General features: G+C 65.5%; 15 protein-coding genes and 1 riboswitch. Of the genes, 7 read left to right on the top strand and 8 right to left on the bottom strand.

Going from position 1 to position 17,803, the window contains the following annotated elements; translation table 11 throughout:
• Positions 1–3: 3 nt before the first annotated feature.
• Genes AC1RQG_RS06410 through AC1RQG_RS06400 form a run of 3 tightly spaced genes read right to left on the bottom strand, consistent with a single transcriptional unit; the run spans position 4 to position 3,951 of the window.
• Positions 4–2,010 carry a transglutaminase TgpA family protein gene (locus tag AC1RQG_RS06410; protein WP_493129477.1) on the bottom strand — a complete coding sequence of 669 codons (2,007 nt, stop codon included), beginning with the start codon at positions 2,008–2,010 and terminating at the stop codon, positions 4–6.
• Entirely contained in the window at positions 2,007–3,002 is a 996-nt protein-coding gene (locus tag AC1RQG_RS06405; protein WP_493129475.1) for a DUF58 domain-containing protein, read from the bottom strand. Before AC1RQG_RS06405 ends, AC1RQG_RS06410 begins: the two co-directional genes overlap by 4 nt.
• A 28-nt stretch (positions 3,003–3,030) precedes the next feature.
• Positions 3,031–3,951 (bottom strand): AAA family ATPase, encoded by a 921-nt coding sequence (locus AC1RQG_RS06400; RefSeq protein WP_493129473.1) that lies wholly within the window; start codon positions 3,949–3,951, stop codon positions 3,031–3,033.
• A gap of 177 nt (positions 3,952–4,128) precedes the next feature.
• Here AC1RQG_RS06400 and AC1RQG_RS06395 point away from each other — a divergent pair, with 177 nt between their 5' ends.
• Positions 4,129–5,058 carry a histone deacetylase family protein gene (locus AC1RQG_RS06395; RefSeq protein WP_493129471.1) on the top strand — a complete coding sequence of 310 codons (930 nt, stop codon included), beginning with the start codon at positions 4,129–4,131 and terminating at the stop codon, positions 5,056–5,058.
• A gap of 92 nt (positions 5,059–5,150) precedes the next feature.
• On the opposite strand, the gene AC1RQG_RS06390 is transcribed toward AC1RQG_RS06395, so the two are convergent.
• Positions 5,151–7,136, bottom strand: coding sequence for an OPT family oligopeptide transporter (locus AC1RQG_RS06390; protein ID WP_493129469.1), 1,986 nt, complete (start codon positions 7,134–7,136; stop codon positions 5,151–5,153).
• 175 nt (positions 7,137–7,311) lie between these two features.
• Between AC1RQG_RS06390 and ylqF the strand changes: the two genes are divergently transcribed.
• Entirely contained in the window at positions 7,312–8,262 is a 951-nt protein-coding gene (gene ylqF / locus AC1RQG_RS06385) for a ribosome biogenesis GTPase YlqF (protein WP_493129467.1), read from the top strand.
• 43 nt (positions 8,263–8,305) lie between these two features.
• Here the strand turns inward: ylqF and AC1RQG_RS06380 are convergent, their stop codons facing one another.
• The 3 genes from AC1RQG_RS06380 to AC1RQG_RS06370 are packed head-to-tail and all read right to left on the bottom strand — an operon-like array spanning position 8,306 to position 10,484.
• On the bottom strand, positions 8,306–9,430 hold the full coding sequence (locus AC1RQG_RS06380; RefSeq protein ID WP_493129465.1) for an NAD(P)/FAD-dependent oxidoreductase: 1,125 nt from the start codon (positions 9,428–9,430) through the stop codon (positions 8,306–8,308).
• Positions 9,431–9,464: 34 nt separating this feature from the next.
• Positions 9,465–9,881, bottom strand: coding sequence for a carboxymuconolactone decarboxylase family protein (locus AC1RQG_RS06375; RefSeq protein ID WP_493129463.1), 417 nt, complete (start codon positions 9,879–9,881; stop codon positions 9,465–9,467).
• Positions 9,882–9,920: 39 nt separating this feature from the next.
• Positions 9,921–10,484, bottom strand: a complete 564-nt coding sequence (locus AC1RQG_RS06370; protein ID WP_493129461.1) for a DinB family protein — start codon at positions 10,482–10,484, stop codon at positions 9,921–9,923.
• A 68-nt stretch (positions 10,485–10,552) separates the two neighbouring features.
• On the opposite strand from AC1RQG_RS06370, the gene AC1RQG_RS06365 reads away from it, so the two are divergent.
• The 3 genes from AC1RQG_RS06365 (at position 10,553) to AC1RQG_RS06355 (ending at position 13,203) form a co-directional block, all read left to right on the top strand.
• The gene (locus AC1RQG_RS06365; protein ID WP_493129459.1) at positions 10,553–11,452 is read left to right on the top strand and encodes a LysR family transcriptional regulator; all 900 of its coding nucleotides are present in this window, start codon (positions 10,553–10,555) and stop codon (positions 11,450–11,452) included.
• Positions 11,453–11,790: 338 nt separating this feature from the next.
• Positions 11,791–12,240, top strand: a complete 450-nt coding sequence (locus AC1RQG_RS06360) for a hypothetical protein (RefSeq protein WP_493129457.1) — start codon at positions 11,791–11,793, stop codon at positions 12,238–12,240.
• A 135-nt stretch (positions 12,241–12,375) separates the two neighbouring features.
• Entirely contained in the window at positions 12,376–13,203 is an 828-nt protein-coding gene (locus AC1RQG_RS06355; RefSeq protein WP_493129455.1) for a hypothetical protein, read from the top strand.
• A gap of 291 nt (positions 13,204–13,494) precedes the next feature.
• Here the strand turns inward: AC1RQG_RS06355 and AC1RQG_RS06350 are convergent, their stop codons facing one another.
• On the bottom strand, positions 13,495–14,310 hold the full coding sequence (locus AC1RQG_RS06350; RefSeq protein ID WP_493129454.1) for a DODA-type extradiol aromatic ring-opening family dioxygenase: 816 nt from the start codon (positions 14,308–14,310) through the stop codon (positions 13,495–13,497).
• Positions 14,311–14,431: 121 nt separating this feature from the next.
• A riboswitch (cobalamin riboswitch) is annotated at positions 14,432–14,670 on the top strand.
• A gap of 83 nt (positions 14,671–14,753) precedes the next feature.
• On the opposite strand from AC1RQG_RS06350, the gene AC1RQG_RS06345 reads away from it, so the two are divergent.
• Entirely contained in the window at positions 14,754–16,751 is a 1,998-nt protein-coding gene (locus AC1RQG_RS06345; protein WP_493129453.1) for a TonB-dependent receptor, read from the top strand.
• A 63-nt stretch (positions 16,752–16,814) separates the two neighbouring features.
• Positions 16,815–17,699 (top strand): cobalamin-binding protein, encoded by an 885-nt coding sequence (locus AC1RQG_RS06340; protein WP_493129451.1) that lies wholly within the window; start codon positions 16,815–16,817, stop codon positions 17,697–17,699.
• Positions 17,700–17,803 lie beyond the last annotated feature (104 nt).

Here is a 17,803-nt window from a genome sequence, read left to right as displayed (position 1 = left end):
TGTTCATCGGCATTGTGGTAACAGGGTGTGCAGCGTCCTCAGCGACGCCGCGTGTGTCGCGGGGTTGGCGCGGCCATATCGCAGCGCGCCGACCACCGTCAAAAATTCGTCCATGGCAGCATGTTTCTCCTTGCTGGCCGGCATGTCGCGCAGCCGCGCCGCGTAGGCCGCCGGGCCTTCATCCGGGCGGCGCGCGTAACCATGTCGGGCTTGCTGCCGGCAAAACGCGCCGTACAGCCGCTCCAGCGGATCCACCCGGCGCCGCAGGCCGCGCTGGCGCAGCAGCAGGGCCAGCGCCGCCGCCAGCGCCAGGCCGGCCATGCTGCGCCAATGGAACAGCGCCGCGCTTAATTCTTCAAGGAAATTTCGCTGCCTGTCTGGATTGTAATCCAGGACCCATTGATTCCAAGCATTATTCATCGCCGCCACCGTAAATCGCAAACGGGCCAGCCATGATGTGGGGTCGTTCTGCAATGCCAGCAGGGGGCCGAAGCCGAACAGGGCGGGCGCGGGCAGGGCGCGCGCCAGGTTGTGCGCGATGCGCTCGGGCGCCACGGCGGCCGTCGGGTCCACCCGGCGCCAGCCCTGGCCGGCCAGCCACACCTCGGCCCAGGCGTGGGCATCGGACTGTCGCACCGTCAGGTAGCCATCGACCGGGTTGTATTCGCCGCCCTGGTAGCCGGTCACCACGCGCGCCGGCACCTGCATGGCGCGCATCAGCACCACGAACGCGCCCGCGTAATGTTCGCAAAAGCCGGACCGGGTGTCGAACAAGAACTGGTCGACGGCGTCGCGGCCCAGCAGCGGCGGCTGCAGCGTGTAGAAGAACTTCTCGTCGCGGAACAGCGCGAGCACGGCGCGCACGCTGTCGGCTGGCTGCGGCTGGCGCAGGCTGGCGGCCAGCGCCAGCGTGCGCGGGTTGAAGCCGGCCGGCAGCGCCAGCCAGCGGGCCAGGTCGGGCGGCGCGGCGTCGGCCTCGATGCGGTAATCGAGGTGGGCGACGGCGTCGTAGCGCAGCCGCTCGTTGATGGGCGCGGTGGCGAAGTATTCGACCTGCTCGGAACGGGCGGCCAGGTAGCCGGGCAGGTCCAGGTCGGGGTCCGTCAGTTCCAGCGCGAACAGCCAGCGCTTGCCGGTCGGCTCCAGCGTGACCTGGTGGCGCACGGCCGGGCCGCGCGCCTGCAGTTGCACGTCGCGCCGCAGGCCGCGCCGGCGCGGCACGCGGGTCCAGGTGCGGCCGTCGTAGTCGCCCAGCACGATGCCGCGCCAGTACAGCCGCGATTGCTCCGGCTGCGGGTCGAGGAAGCGCACGCGGAACGCCACCTCGTCCGACATGGCCAGGCTCGACACGTTACCGGGCGCCATGCTGTCGGACATGCCGCTGCGCCCCGCGCGCGCGTCGCCGGGCAGGCCCCACAGCGGCCCCTGGATGCGGGGGAAGGCGACAAACAGCAGCAGCGCCAGCGGCGCGGCCAGCAGCATGATGTGGCCGGCCGTGCGCAAGCGGCGCCGCAGCGGCGGCACCTGGCCGCTGTACTGGAACGTGAGCTGGGCCGTCAGCAGCACGGCCAGCGTGGCCAGCATGGACAGCGCCGTGAGCATGGTCTGGCTGTAGAAGAAGGTGGTCAGCAGCAGGAACAGGCAGAGGAAGACCACCACGAACAAGTCGCGCCGCGCGTGCATCTCCAGCAGCTTGAAGGCCAGCAGCAGCGCCAGCATGGCCACTCCGGCGTCGCGCCCCAGCAGCGTGTGGAACGAGTGGTAGACGCCGGCCATGGCCAGCATCGACAGCGGCAGCAGCAGCCACAGTGGCGGCATGCGCTTGCCCAGCCAGGTGATGGCGGCGCGCCACAGCAGCGTGGCGCAGACGGCGGCGCTGGTCCACAGCGGCAGGTGGCCGAAGTGCGGCGCCAGCACCATCACGGCCGCGCCCAGCAGCAGCAGGGTGTCGGCCTTGTCGCGCGGCAGGCGCCGGGCCAGACGCTGCCAGTGTCCGGTGGCGGCCGTCATGGCCGCCGCTCCGCGCCGTACAGGGCCAGCGCCTGCAGGCAGGCGGCGCGGTGGGCTTCGCCCAGCGCCGGATCGAACTGCTGCGGGCCGAGGCGCAGGGCGTAGGGCAGGGCGCGCCGCTCCGCCTCCAGCACCCAGCTGGTCAGGCGCGACAGCTTGTGCTCCAGTTCCATCCACGGCGGCAGCAGCGCGAAATCGAGGCACAGCTCGGCCACGGCGCCGCCCTCGAAATGCTTGGTGACCAGCTGGCCGCCCAGGGCCGGGTCGTGGCGCGCGATCTGGCGCCAGGCCAGGTGGCGCATCGGGTCGCCCGGCTGATAGCTGCGGATGCCGGCGAAATTGTCCAACCCCACCTGGCCATGGCCTTCCTCGCTGGCCGCGCCCTGCATGGGCAGCGGCGGTGCGTCCGGCTCCGGTTCCGGATAGACGAGTGCCCGCAGGTCCGGTTTCCAGTAAGCCCAGGCGCGGAACAGGCCGAGCGGATAGCGCGTGAGCAGGCGGATGCGGGGCGCGTCCAGCCAGCCTCGTTGCGCGGTGGCGCACGACAGCACGGCCAGCGCGCTGCCGCCGGCCGGCACGTCGGTCACGTGGCGCGGTTCGCCGTCCTGCTGGAAGCCGAGCCAGACGGCGTAACGGTCGGGGCCATCGGGATTGTGCAGCCCCAGCTCGAAGCGCGCTTCCTGTCCCGCGAACACGGGCTGCACGCGGCCCGGCGCGAGCCGCACGCCAGCCAGGTTTTTGGCCGTCAGATACATGTCGGCCACGGCGCAGGCGCCCATGAAGAAGGTCAGCGCGAAGCCCAGTCCGAGGTTGTAATTGAGGGCGCCGATCAGCATCACCAGCAGCAGGCCGGTGAACGCCAGCCCCGGCCGGCCCGGCATAATGAACACGCGCCGCATCACCAGCACCACCGTACCCGGCTCGCGCTCGCGCAGCTGGAACAGCCACTGGTCGGCCATCTTGCGATACCAGCGGCGCGGTGCGGCGAACATGGCGGGCGCGGGCGCGGGAGCGGTGCGGCTAGACCGGCACCGACTGCTGCAGTTGCAGCACCAGTTCGCGGCTGGCCAGCGCCACGCCGTGGGCCGACTTCAGGGGCCGCAGGCGGTGCGCGCACACGGGCACCAGCACCGCCTGCACGTCTTCCGGCAGCACGTGGTCGCGCCCCTCCAGCGCGGCCCAGGCGCGCGCCGCCTGCAGCAGGGCGATGGCCGCGCGCGGGCTCATGCCCTCGGCGAACGAGCCGCTCTGGCGCGAGGCGGCGGCCAGCGCCTGCACGTAGTCGATCAGCGCCGGGGAGGCGTGGATCTGGCGCAGCCCGCGCTGGGCCTCCGCCAGCTCGGCCGGCGTCATGGCCGGCGGCAGCGACTTGAGCAGCACGCGCCGGTCCTCGCCCATGAGCAGCGCCCGCTCCGCCGCCGCGTCCGGATAGCCCAGCGACAGGCACATGAGGAAGCGGTCCAGCTGCGATTCGGGCAGGGGGAAGGTGCCCACCTGGTGGGTCGGGTTCTGGGTGGCGATTACGAAGAACGGCTCCGGCAGCGCGCGCGTGACGCCGTCGGCTGTCACCTGGCGCTCTTCCATCGCCTCCAGCAGGCCGGACTGGGTCTTGGGCGTGGCGCGGTTGATCTCGTCGGCCAGCAGCACCTGGGTGAAGATGGGGCCGGGGTGGAACACGAACGCGTTCTTCTCGCGCTCGTAGATGGAAATGCCGGCCACGTCGGCCGGCAGCAGGTCGCTGGTGAACTGGATGCGGTTGAACTTGAGGCCCAGCGAGATGGCCAGCGCGTGGGCCAGCGTGGTCTTGCCCACGCCGGGCACGTCCTCGATCAGCAGGTGGCCGCCGGCCAGCAGACAGGTGAGCGCCTGGCGCACCTGCAAATCCTTGCCGACGACGATCCGGCCCACCTGGCGGGCCACCGCATGCAGTTTAGTGAGCATGGCGCGCCCCTGTGCCGGTTGGTTTATGCACGCCGTCGCCGCCGCGAAGGGCGGCGACGTGGTAGGCTATGCGTGTAATTTTTAACATGCCAGATCAAGAGAACCAGACGATCATCAGATTCTATGCGAGAACCCGCGCGTGGGATACACAATGATGGCGGCGGCAGGAAGAGACACATGAGTACAGCCATTTACAGCCATCCCGATTGCCAGCGCCACGACATGGGCGACTGGCACCCCGAATGCCCGGCCCGGTTGCAAGCGATCGCCGACCAGTTGATCAGCGCGCACGTGCACGACCTGGTCGAGCACCGCCTGGCGCCGCTGGCGCAGCTGGCCGACCTGGAGCGCAACCACAGCGCCAACGCCATTGCCATGGTGCGCGACAACATCCCGGCCGAAGGCGCCGAATGCTACCCGATCGACGGCGACACCCTGCTCAACGCGTGGAGCTGGCAAGCCGCCCTGCGCGCCGCCGGCGCCGCCGTGGCCGCGACGGACGCCGTGATCGACGGCGAGATCAGCAACGCCTTCTGCGCCATCCGCCCGCCCGGCCACCATGCGCGCCCGTCCGAGCCGATGGGCTTCTGCCTGTTCAACAACATTGCCATCGCCGCGCGCCACGCGCTCGACGTGCGCGGCCTGAAGCGGGTGGCCATCATCGACTTCGACGTCCACCATGGCAACGGCACGGCCGAATCGTTCGCGCACGACCCGCGCGTGCTGATGGCCAGCTTCTTCCAGCACCCGTTCTATCCGTACACGGAACCGGAACCGATCACCGCCACCTGCGTCAACGTGCCGGTGCCGGCCCGCTCGGGCGGCGACGTGATCCGCAAGGTGGTGCTCGAGCACTGGCTGCCGGCGCTGCACGCGTTCCAGCCGGAGATGGTCTTCATCTCCGCCGGTTTCGACGCCCACCGCGAGGACGACATCGGCGGCATGGCCCTGGTGGAAGCCGATTACGCATGGATGACGCAGCAGCTGATGGAGGTGGCGCGCCAGTACGCGGGCGGGCGCATTGTCAGCACGCTGGAAGGGGGCTACAACCTGTCGGCGCTGGGCCGCAGCGTGGTCGCGCACGTCAAGGCGCTGGCCGAGCTGTAAAAAAAAACCGGGGTCAGGTCATACCATTAGGCAAGATGTGCGCATTTTGCTTAATGGTATGACCTGACCCCGGTTTCATGGGGGAGCTTATATCAGGCTGTGGCTTGGCGTCCGTTCTTGGCGGACCAGCGATACAGGCCGCCGACCAGCATGGCGCCCACCGCCAACGCCACCAGCATGCCCTGTGCTTCGCTCAAGCCGTTGGTGATGGCCAGCGGCTCGCCCTTTCCAGACAGGACGATCAGGCCGGCCAGCGCCACGTTGAACAGGCTCTCGCCGACGATGAAGCCGGACATGACCAGCACGCCCAGACGCTTGGCCGTCTCGCCGCCGGCCTTGCCTTCGACCATGCGGTCGAACAGGTAGCCGGCCACCGCGCCTACCACCACGGGCGAGGTGGCCGAACTTGGCAGATAGATGGCCAGACCCACGCCCAGCGGCGGCAGGCTGTATTTGCCGTTGCTGGTTTTTTTCAGCGCGAAGTCCACCACCACCAGGCCCAGGCCGATCGCCGCGCCCCACAGCACCAGGCTCCACGGCAGGTTGCCGCCGATGACGCCTTTGGCCAGCGTGGAGATCAGCGTCGCCTGCGGCGCCGGCAGTGGCTGGGACGAGATGGCGTCCAGGTTCGGCGCGCCGGTGAAGCCGTTGGCGTGGTTGAGCAGTTCCAGCACGGGCGGGATCACGCAGGAGCCGGCCAGCACGCCCACGATCAGCGCGACCTGCTGCTTCCACGGCGTGGCGTCCACCAGTTGGCCCGTCTTCAGATCCTGCAGGTTGTCGTTGCCGACCACCGACACGGCCATCACCACGGTGGTGACGAACAGCGAGAACGCCACCAGCGCGGTCGACACGTCCGGCCCCATCAGGCCACGGCCGACGGCGCCCACGCTGACGGCGGCGCCCAGGATGGTGAGGATGGCGATGCCCGACACGGGCGAATTGGAGGCGCCGATCAGGCCCGCCATGTAGCCGCACACGGCGGCCGCGAACATGCCGGCGATCAGGATGTAGGCCACGCCTACCACCACCAGCGGCGTGGACAGCGACGCCAGCACGCTGCCTTGCAGGAAGCTGGCCAGCAGCCAGCCGGCCGGCACCATCGACAGCATGGTCACCAGGCCGACGATGAAGATCGGCAGATCCTGTTCCGATCGCTCGATCACGGCGCCTTCCTGCTTGGCGTGGCGCGACGCGTCCAGCGCCGATTTCAGGCCGCCGATGACGGGCTTGGCCAGGCCGGCCAGCGTCACCAGTGCGGCCGCGCCGATCACGCCCGCGCCGATCATGCGCACCTCCGACGACCACACCTTGAGCGCCAGGTCCGACGCGGCCATGCCGGCCACGGCCGGCTGGGCGGCCGTCAGCACCGGCACCAGGATGCCCCAGGCGATCACCAGCCCGGCCAGCATGGCGATGCCCACCGTGATGCCCATCAGGTGGCCGGCGCCGATCAGGGCCAGCGAGCTCGATGCGCCGATGCCGGTGGCGCCGCTGCCGGTGCGGAAGTAGATCGCCACTTCGCCGGCCATCACCTTGACGGCGCTGCCGGCGGCGAACAGCGCGGACGCCGCGCTGCCCCAGATCATGGCCCACAGGCCGGCCTTGCCCTCGGCCGCGCCCGCGCGCGAGGCCATGCCCACTTTGAGCACCTCGGCCGCCGCCACGCCTTCCGGGTAGGGCAGGTCGGACTGCGACACCAGCGCGCGCCGCAGCGGCATGGTGTACATCACGCCGAGCACGCCGCCGATGGCGCAGGCGCCGAAGGTGGGCCAGAACGGTACGTGGGCCCACCAGCCTATCATCAGCAGGCCGGGCAGCACGAAGATCACCGACGCCAGCGTGCCGGCGGCCGAGGCGATGGTCTGGACGATGTTGTTTTCCTGGATGGACGCGTCCTTGAAAGCGCTCAGCAGCGCCATCGAGATCACGGCCGCCGGGATCGAGGTGGCGAAGGTCAGGCCCACCTTCAGGCCGAGGTAGACCTGGGCCGCGGTGAAGATCAGGGTGATCAGGATGCCCAGGATCACCCCGCGCAGGGTGATTTCCTTGGGATTGGATGGTGCAGCAACGCTCATCTTCAACACTCCGATGGTTGTGTAATATTTGTCAAACGACAAGAAAAGCCGACATCATATCCGACATTGCGGCTAATCTATACAACTGTGATGGCCACGGCAAGCAGACTTTGTGGCGGCGGCCGGAGCAGCCTGTAAAATAGCGGATTGTTCGAACGATTTTGAAGGCAACAGCATGGCAATCCAATGGTATCCGGGGCATATGAACGCCGCCAAGAAGAAGGCGGCGGAACAGATGGAGAACACCGATCTGGTGATCGAGGTGGTCGACGCCCGGCTTCCCGAGGCCAGCTGCAACCCGATGGTGGAGGAGCTGCGCAAGTTCCGCCAGCGTCCGTGCCTGAAGATCCTCAACAAGACCGACCTGGCCGATCCGGCCGCCACGGCGGCCTGGGTGGCCTACTACAACGCGCAGGACGGTGTGACGGCCTACGCCATGACGACCAAGAAGCCGGCCGAGGTGGCGCGCATCCCGGAGCTGGCCAAGTCGCTGGCGCCGCATCGTGGCGTGCCCACCAAGCCGCTGCGCATCATGATCATGGGCATTCCCAACGTCGGCAAGTCGACCCTGATGAACGCGCTGCTGAAAAAACGCGTGGCCAAGGTGGGCGATGAACCTGCCGTCACCAAGCAGCAGCAGAAGCTGTACCTGGACAAGAACACCATCCTGGTCGACACGCCCGGCATGTTGTGGCCCAAGATCGCCCTGGCCAGCGATGGCCTGATGCTGGCCGCCAGCCACGCCATCGGCTCCAACGCGCTGATCGAGGAGGAGGTGGCCGTGTTCCTGGGCGAGGAGATGCTCAAGCACTATCCGCAGCTGCTGGTGGCGCGCTACGGCTTCAAGGACATCGAGCAGATGGACGGCATCGGGGTGGTGGAAGGCGTGGCCGCGCGGCGCGGCTTCCGCCAGAAGGGCGGCGACCTCGATTTCGAGAAGGCCGCGCACACCTTCCTGGGCGACTACCGCAGCGGCGCGCTGGGCCGCGTGTCGCTGGAGACGCCGGACACGCGCAAGCTGCGGCTGGAGCAGCACGCCGTCGAGATGGCGGCCAAGGCCGAGAAGGCCGCCGCGCTGGCGGCCGAAAAAGCCAAGGCCGCCGCCAACGGCAAGCGCGGCACCTGAGAACCACAAGTTCCGGGGGCAGCCTGGAAGACTGGAAAGACTGCTAAGTCAGTCCGGCCAGACCGACATCCTTGCGGTAGTTTTTCACGAACATGTTGTCGGACTTGATCTTGCGGGCGATCGCGGCCAGCCGGAATTGGCCGAACGGCAGCGAAGTTAGTCCTGCGCGCGGCCCCAGCGTGACAATCATCATCCTGCCCATGCCCTTGCCTGGCAAGCGGGGCACGTAGGGCGTGAGCTCATCGTCGCCAGCGCCGCGACCAGCCAGCATGTTCGTGAGGTTGGCCACGATGGACTTCACATGGAATGCGGCGATGATCGCCAGCCGTGCTTCGGGCAGATTGGTCACATCGCCCGCCACAAAGATATTCGGATGATCGTGCAGGCGCAGATATGGGTCGGTTTTCAGCAGCCCGTCGGCCTGCACCAGCTCGGGCCACGATGCGGCGATGAAGCCGGTATTCGGGCGTATGCCAGCGGCCCAGATCACCACGTCCGCCGGTAAGGTTTTCCCGGACAGCGTCTGGACATGGCCCAGCTCCGGCTGCACCCCCACAGCGGGTTGGGCGAGCGGATCGTCCAGCAGGACGCGGACGCCTTTCTCCACCAGGGCCTGCAAAGCCCAGTCACCAAATCGGGACGGCGCGGACTGCAGCAGCTTCGACTCCTTATGCAGCAGCGTCACATCCAGGTGCGGAAACGCTTCGCGCAGTTCCGCAGCGATTTCAACGCCGACCGGGCCGCCGCCCGCGATGACGACCGTGCGCGCCTGCTTAAGCTGCTCGTGCGCGTGCGCGATCTGGGCACGGCGCTTGCCGACAGTGGGTGCTTCGGCCTTGATCAGCGGATCGACGTGGCGCGATCCCGTGGCCACCACCGCAAAATCGAAGGCGATCCTTTCCATGCCGCCGACGGTATCCACGTCGAGATGATGGCTGGCGATCGCCACGGCCTTGCCCTGCACTTGCCGCACGGACGGGAGAAAGTCGCGATACGCCATGTGCGCGGGCAGCGCCCCCGGTTCGGCTAACAAACGTGGCAAGGCCATGGGAACTTCAAAATAGGTCTTCGGATCGACCAGGGTCACGTCCATGGCGTTCTGCAGCAGGTAGGCAATCCGATGGCCGGCGGAGCCGCCGCCTATCACTACCAATTTCTTTTTTGTCATATCGATGTTCCAGAAGACAGTGCGTGACGCCGGGTCAGCGTTGTGTTGCGCCGTTTTGTTCATCGGCAGGGAGCAGATTCAGGGCGGCAATCGCCTGCAGGGCTACACCGACACCGGGCATGCCGCAGACAACGGCGGCGGTTTCCACCACCCCTTGCAGGTCGGACAGGCTGGCGCCCGCCTTGACGGCGCCGGCCGCATGCAGGCGCGCCGGGGCGGCCTCGCCGCGCGCCACCAGCATGGCGAAATGGACCAGCTGCTGCGTGCGGCGATCAAGCGGATTGTGGTGGATGAGTTCATCGCGAAAGCGCTCGATGGCGTCGACCGCCGTCTCACGCCCGGTGGCGTGCGCCAGGCGCTGCCGCACCATCAGCATGTCGGGTACGACGCCAAGCAGCGCTTGGTACGACGCCTGAATATCCTCAGGCGCCAGATTGGTTTGTTGAGTCATGTCTTATCCCGGAAGAAGTGGAGACGCGGGTGAACGGGCTTATGCGATCAGGTGTTCACGCTCGGGCAGTTCAAGGAATTCGGGCGGCAGGTGGCCCTGCTGACGCAGCAACAGATCGATCTGGCCGAAGTGGTAGCAGTGGTGGGCGTGCATGGCCCACAGGAAGCCCTGCACGGTGTAATGACGGCCAATGAAGCTGAACCGGGTGGCCAGCTGGCTTTCCGGCAGGCTGCGCAGCGTCGCAAGATTATGCGCGAGGACGCTGCGATATTGTCCGACCAGGGGGGCGCCGGCGCTTTCCAGGTCCAGCGTCTTGATGCCAACTGGCGGCACCATTTCCTCGCCGGGCTGAATCTGGCTGAGGGTACGGACCCAGAAGTCTTCCGCCCGCATCATATGCCCCACCAGCGCTTCGATGGTGATGCGCTGGATGCGTTGCCCCAGGTAGTTGGTGTCGGAATCGGTCGGGATGGTCGTCCAGAGCTGCGCAGGAATGTTCTCCAGTACGTCGAGGCTGAGGGTTGCCTGTTGGTTGAACAAGGAGGCGAAGCGTTCGAATTCATTCATGATGTTCTCGCGGTTGAGGTTGATGATGTGTATCATCGTAGCTGTGCACGGATGTGACGGGTAGATAGCGTTTCATCGACATGTTGTGCTTCAAAGGAGAACAGGTGGGCCGACTAGATGAGATCCAGACATTTATTGAAGTGGTCAACGCGGGCAGCATCACCAAGGCGGCGGAACGACTGGGTATCGTCAAATCGGCAGTGAGCAGGCGCTTGACGGACCTCGAGGAGCGCCTCCAGGCCAGATTGCTGGTCAGGTCGACTTCCGGATTGAGTGTGACGGAAACGGGCAAGGCATTCTTCGAGCGCGCCGCAACCATCCTGTCCGACCTCGACGAGGCGGAGCTGACGGTGACCGACGCCAGCGCCAACCTGTTCGGGACCATCCGCATGTCGGCCCCCGTCAGCCTGACGAATTTGGTGCTGATGCCCCATCTGAACGAGTTCCTGCGCCAGCATCCCGGGCTGACATTGGACATGAGCCTGTCGGACCGCTTCGTCGACATCATCAACGAGGGCTTCGACATTGCGATCCGCGCCGGCACGCTGAGCGATTCACGGCTGGTCGCGCGCAAGCTGACCGAGATGGGACGGGTCACCTGCGCATCGCCGGCCTACCTTGCCGCGCACCCGGCGCCGCAAACGCCGCAGGAGCTCGATGCCCATGATGGCCTGGTCTCCACCAACGCGCCCGAATCGACATACTGGAATTACCGGCTGGCCGACGGCAGCAACTTCCTGGCCCGGCCGAAAACCCGCTTGCGCGTCAATAACGGGGAAGCGGTCGTGACGGCGGCTGCGGCTGGCCTGGGGATTGCGGCCGTGCCGACGTTCATCGCCCAAGACTTGATCGAGCGCGGCGCGCTGGTCCCGGTGCTGTCCGGGTTCAAGCTGGCGTCAGGCAGCCTCTATGCCATTTATCCGCCTGGCCGCCACCTGTCCCATCGGGTGCGTGTGTTGATCGACTTTCTGGTTGAGCGCTTTGCGAACGAGGCGCCGGCATAGTCGGCGCCGCCGGCGTTTGGCGCTTGCGGCAGATTCAATCTGCCGAAGCAAGCTTTGGACTTAATGCATTTTGCCGGTGGGCGTTGCTCGAACTTATTGTGCGCGCTCATAAATACTTCTGACTCTCGCTGCTATGGTGGAGCCGTCTACCGACCGCACACCTCAATTGCAATCAGGAGAAATCTATGGTCACCGTCGTCGCTGGCGACTTGCGGGAAGCGGCGAGTTTGATGATGCGCAACACCTATTCGAGGCAGGACGGACGTCGCGTATTTATGCCTGGCTTGGTCCCGAGACGCCGTGCGGAAAGCGCTCCGTTCCGGGAGGCGCAATAAACTATGTTGCGTGAATCTGCCATCATCGGCGCGCTTCTTCTATGCGCCGCACCCCATGCTGCCGGAAGTGCTGTGTCTCCTCCTTTGGTAGGCCATTGGATCGTAACGGGCACCGCCGACGCGCAAGAAACCACATCGCTTTCCAGCGACGATGTTGAAAAGCTGACTGGGACGGAGATCGTCTTTACGCCGCAATCTGTGCAATTCTCAAACGAGGTATGTGCCAAACCTTCGTTCAAACTGGCCCGTCATAGCAGCAGCGCATTTTTCCGGCGTGAATACAAAATAGACCCTAAGAACCTAAGCTTGCCTGACAGGGTCACTGAGGTCGAGATTAACTGCAAAGCCCCTTCCCCTATCAGCTTCTTTTATTTCAGAGACAAGCGCCATGTTGTTTTTTATTGGAAGGGCTTCTTTTTGAACGCAGAACGGCGAATTGAGGACAAACCATAGGAGTTGCGGGGTTGGATATGTTGGGCAGCGCCATGGTGTCACTTTCAGACGGCCTGCCCCGGAACGTCGAGCGGGTGCTCCGTTCCTGGTGGTACCGGGCGGGAGCGAACCTTCCGTCCCAGGGATTTCAATCCCATGACAATCGTCATGATCGAGCAGATGCAACCAGCTACGATACCCATTCGACTATTGGAGGTGCCCATGATAAGCAATCGTCGTCCAAGCCAATCGCTTTGGCTGAGCTTATTTTTCGTCGTCATTTCGGCTTGCGCGTCTCGGCCAGAAATTCCTGAACCAATGATCCAGGTTCCGCAAGACCGTCAATTGGTGAACGTGGACCAAATAATTGCCCCATCTCAGAAGGCTTGGCAATGGGACGCGAACCGTTGGTTCACTGCGGAACTGGACTATCAATGCCGTGGCCCGATTAGATTCCTGGACGAAAAAAATGGCATTGACACCTATGTCGGGAACGATCATGTGCCTCGCGTAATCTTCGCCAGTGATGACCCGGAGAGTCCCAAATATCGCAGTCCTCGGATGACAAGTGAAGAGGTTAAAAACCACAAGCTGGTTATCGTTGCGGCGCCGCTCGATAAAATTCATAGCCGCATCGGTTGGTATTCGATTTTGGCGCCCAAGGATTATCGGTTCCATAGCCAGGAGGCGTCTGAGGCTGGTGAGTTTATCGTGCGGGTTCCTGATATCGAGGCCTTAGGTCTGCCGCATGTTGGGAAATTCCCACCATCGGATGCTTGTGAAAGGAGCATCAAATTGCCACCTTGGTCTCCGATGATGGGAAAAGAGAAATTGATTAACTTCTACGACTGGTACGCGTCGATGAAAGCAGCCTACCCTGGATGGGCGAATGCAAAGACAGACGCGCTCATCGAAGAGGATCGCAATTGGCATCGTGGCGTTCTTATTCCTGGCGCTACAACTCCCACCCGCGGACATCATTAAGTAAATATCCATCGGGCATCGGGAGGCCTGTCGGTGAGTGGCCTGATCGTTGATGGGAACGAAACAGCTTGAATTCTTGTATGGCGACTTTTCCGCAATTAATGGAGCCGGAAGAGAAGAAATGTCCGCAAAGATGAAAACATGGAAGCCAACAATTAAATAGACGGTAGGTACGGCGTAATCCGAAATATGGCAGCTTGCTGTGCATAGAAAATGGACCGGATGCGATGATTTTCGGTTCGGCAGGTGATACTGTCGAACCCTATGCGCCGCGACTATGCCAGCGTCACGTTACGCCCCCGCTGCCCCAAACCGGAAGCTCGACACGGCCAGCGCCCCGAAGAACGCATCCTCGTGATAGGGCATGGCCGCCGTCTCCTGCTCGGCCGCGCCGAGCGCCACCATCAACGGCAGCAGATGCTCCTCGCGCGGGTGCGCCATGCGCGCGGCCGGAGCCTGTTCCCACGCCAGCAATTGTGCCGTGCGCTCGGCCGGCGGCAGCGCCATCGTGGCGCGCAGCCAGGCGTCGAACTGGTGCGAGGCCGCCGCGCCCTGCGCGTTGAAGGCGCGCAGGTTGTGGTAACTGAGGCCGCTGCCGACGATCAGTATCCCTTCCTCGCGCAGCGGCGCAAGTGCCCGCCCCGCTTCCACGTGGGTGAGCGGATCGAGGCCGTGCCGCAACGATAGCTGGACGATGGGCACGTCCGCCTGCGGATACACGGGATACAGCGCGCTGAAGGTGCCGTGGTCGAAGCCGCGCCCGGCGTCGAGCGCCGTGGCGTGGCCCGCGCCGTCGAGCAGCGCCTTCACGCGCGCGGCCAGCTCGGGCGAGCCGGGCGCGTTGTACTGCACTTCGTAGGTGTGGGCCGGGAAGCCGTAATAATCGTAGATCATCGGCGGCCGGGCGCTGGACGACACCGTGAACTGGTCCGCTTCCCAGTGCGCCGTCACCACCAGCACGGCCTTGGGCGTGGTCCCCAACTGGCGCGGGATGTCGCGCAGCGACGCCTCCAGCGCGTCGTAGGTGTGGCCGAATTCCGTTTTCATGAATGGCCAGGGGCCGCCGCCGTGGGACAGGAAATAAGTGGGTAGGGCTTGGTGCAGCATGGTCAGTCTCCAGACTAGGTTAGCCTCCACTATATGCTTGCGTACTCAAGTATTCAATCGTCCAACTGTGGATGGACCATTCAGCTTTTGTTAATGATGAGCGGTTGCATCATGGGCGCAGGTATAATGCCGGGGTTTTGGTGCCCGCGCGCGTGACCACGCGCGCAGTTAAACGGGAAACACGAGGCCGCTCCCAGCGATCACGGCCAAGGTGTGCTGCCCCCGCAACGGTAAACAAGCGCCGACCGCTCCCTGCGGCCGGCAGGCTGACTCAAGAACCACTATGCGCCACTGCGCGCGTAGGAAGGTGGGCCAGTCCGACTTGCAAGCCCGGATACCGGCCAGACAGGTGGATGAGCGTTGCGCCCCAGGCGCCGGCGCGCCATCCGGTTTATTCCGGCTTGCGGGGACGCAGGCGGATGCCCATTCAACAAAGATCTGACATGCAAATCACCGTTACCCGCCGCCTGCCGGCGTCGCAGCCGCTTGTGCTGGCCGCAGCCGTTTCCCTCTGCTTCGCCGTGACCGCCGCCGCGCCCGCGCTGGCGCAAACCGCCGTTGGCCAGTCGCTGGCGCCCATCGTCATCACGGGCGCGCGCTTCGACGCCACCGCCGGGATGGCGCCGATCGGCGCCACCGTGATCACGGCCGATGAGATCCGCCGCGCCGGCGTCACCGACGTCAACGCCGCGATCCGCAAGATCGGCGGCGTTTACGGCCGCAACAGCCTCGATGGCAGCCCCGACTTCGGCCTGGACCTGCGCGGCTTCGGCACCAACAGCAGCCAGAATCTGGTGGTGGTGGTGGACGGCGTGCGCGTGTCCGAGAGCGAACTGTCGAACGTGATCCTGTCGACCATCCCCGTCGACACGGTGGAGCGCATCGAGATCAGCCGCGGCGGCGCCAGTGTGCTGTACGGCGAAGGCGCGACGGGCGGCGTGATCAACATCGTCACCAAGCGTCCCGTGGCGCACAGCGCTGGCGGCAGCATGACGGCGGAAGCGGGCCAGTTCCGCGAGCGCGAACTGCGCGGCACCGTGCACCAGGGCTGGGACGGTTTCGCCGCCGACGGCGCCGTCGATGCACGCCACAACGACAACTACCGCGACAACAACAACTACAAGCAGGTCGACGTGAGCGCCGGCGCGCAGTGGTTCAGCAAGGAAGGCCGCATGGGCTTCCGCTACGAGGGCGCGCGCGAGGACATGCGCTTCGCCGGCTCGCTCACCGAAGCCCAGTTCAACGCCAATCCGCGCCAGACCACGTCGCCCAACGACTTCGGCTCGCTCGACAGCGACCGCCTCACCGGCTTCTTCACGCGCCGCATCGGCAACCTGGACCTGGCGGCCGAATTGTCGCATCGCGAAAAGACGGTCAAATCGACGTACTTCTATTCCTTCGGCCCGTCCGCCGCTGAATACACCAGCAAGCAGACGCAATTCTCGCCCCGCGTGCGCCAGCTGGGCCAGATCGCTGGCATGAGCAATGAAGTGGTGGCCGGTCTGGACCTGATGCGCTGGAACCGCGCGACCGATGCCTCGTTCTCGCAGGCCGACGCCACCCAGCGCTCCAAGGCCGTCTACCTGCGCGACGAGATCAAGTTCGACCCCGCGCATGACGGCCGCCTGGCCGCAGGCGTGCGCCGTGAGCTGTTCGACAAGGACTTCTTCGATCCGCTGGCGTTCCCTGTTGGCCAGTACCACACGGTGCAAGGTCTGAACGCATGGGAGCTGCAAGGCAGCTACGCCGTGCTGCCCGCGCTGCAGGCGTTCGCCAAGGCCGGCCAGAGCTACCGCGTGGCCAACTCGGATGAAAACGCCTACGTGCCGGATGCCAACCATCCGCTCGCGCCGCAGATGTCGCACGATCTGGAACTGGGCGCCAGCTATGGCGACGCCGCGCGCAAGGTCACGGCCCGCGTATTCCGCAGCAACCTGAGCAACGAAATCTTCTTCGACCCGACCCTGAATTTCGGCTACGGCTTCAACACCAACTTGGCGCCCACCCGCCGCGAAGGCTTCGAGCTCGATGGCGAGGCGCGCGTGGCGCCCGACTGGACCGTGTCCGGCCACTACCAGCACGTCGAGGCCACCTTCCGCGAAGGCGTGAACGCCGGGCACGAGATGGTGCTGGTGCCGAAGAACATCGTGACGGCCCGCCTGGCCTGGACCCCGGCCGACGGCCAGAGCGCCGACATCGGCGCCCAGTGGGTGGGTCAGCAGCGCTACGGCGCCGACTTCAGCAACGACTGCTCGGCGCAGATGCCATCGTTCACCACCTTCGACGCGCGCTACGCCCGCAAGCTGGGCCAGTGGGAATTGTCCGTCGCCGGCCTGAACTTGGCGGACAAGCACTACTTCTCGCAAGCTTACGGCTGCCGTAGCGGCATCTACCCCAGCGATGGCCGTCAGCTGAAGGTCGCGGCGCGCTACGACTTCTAAGCGCAGCCAGTCAGCGCCGGATGCCTGTGCATCCGGCGTTTTTTTCATCAACGGACAACCATCATGCCTTCCCCACATCGAATCCTGACCTGTGCGCTGGCGCTGCTGTGCACCCCGCTGCACGCGGCCATCACCGTGCGCGACGACGCCGGCAACACCGTCACGCTGGCGCGCCCGGCCCAGCGCGTAATCGCTATGGCGCCGCACATCACCGAGCTGCTGTTCGCGGCCGGCGCCGGCGAGCGCGTGGTGGGGGCCATGAATTTCAGCGACTATCCACCGGCCGCCAGGCGTGTCGCGCAAGTGGGCAGCAACGAGCAGATCGACATGGAGCGCATCCTCGCGCTCAAACCCGACCTGCTGGTGGTGTGGAAAAGCGGGAACACGGCGCGCCAGCTGGACCAGCTCAAGAGGCTGGGCGTGCCCATGTTCTACAGCGAACCGCAAAAGCTGGACGAAGTGGCCACCAGCCTGATCCGCCTGGGCCAGCTGATAGGCACGGAGCCGGCCGCGCAAACGGCGGCGCGCGATTACCGCGCCCGTATCGCCGCGCTGTCGTCGGCCTATGCGCGGCGCCCGCCGGTGCGGGTGTTCTACCAGATCTGGGACAAGCCGCTGTTCACCCTCAACGGCGACCATATCGCCAGCGACGTGATGCGTCTGTGCGGCGGCCAGAACGTGTTCGCCGCGCAGAAGGTGGTGGCGCCGTCGGTCAGCACCGAGGCCGTGCTGCAGGAAAATCCCGAGGCCATCATCGGCAGCGAGCGGGCCGGCCAGCCCGAGGCCGGCATCTACCTGTGGAAACAGTATCCGGGCATGCAGGCTGTCAAACGGGGCAACCTGTTCGCGCTCGACGGCGACGTGCTGACCCGCGCCACGCCGCGCATCGCCGACGCGGCAAGCCAGCTGTGTGAAAAACTGGAGACGGCCCGCCATCGCCGCCCTTAGGACAGGCTTAATTCCGGCGCAATCGGCCGTTTTTTGCGTTTCGGTCCCAAAATGGCGGGCAAAAAGTGGTAATCTGCCGGCGTTCGCTACTCATTCATGAAGGA

This window comes from Rugamonas sp. GW822-FHT03B10, assembly GCF_058801745.1.
The sequence above is the reverse complement of the archived record's forward strand: the minus strand, read 5'-3'. Positions and strand labels throughout refer to the sequence as shown.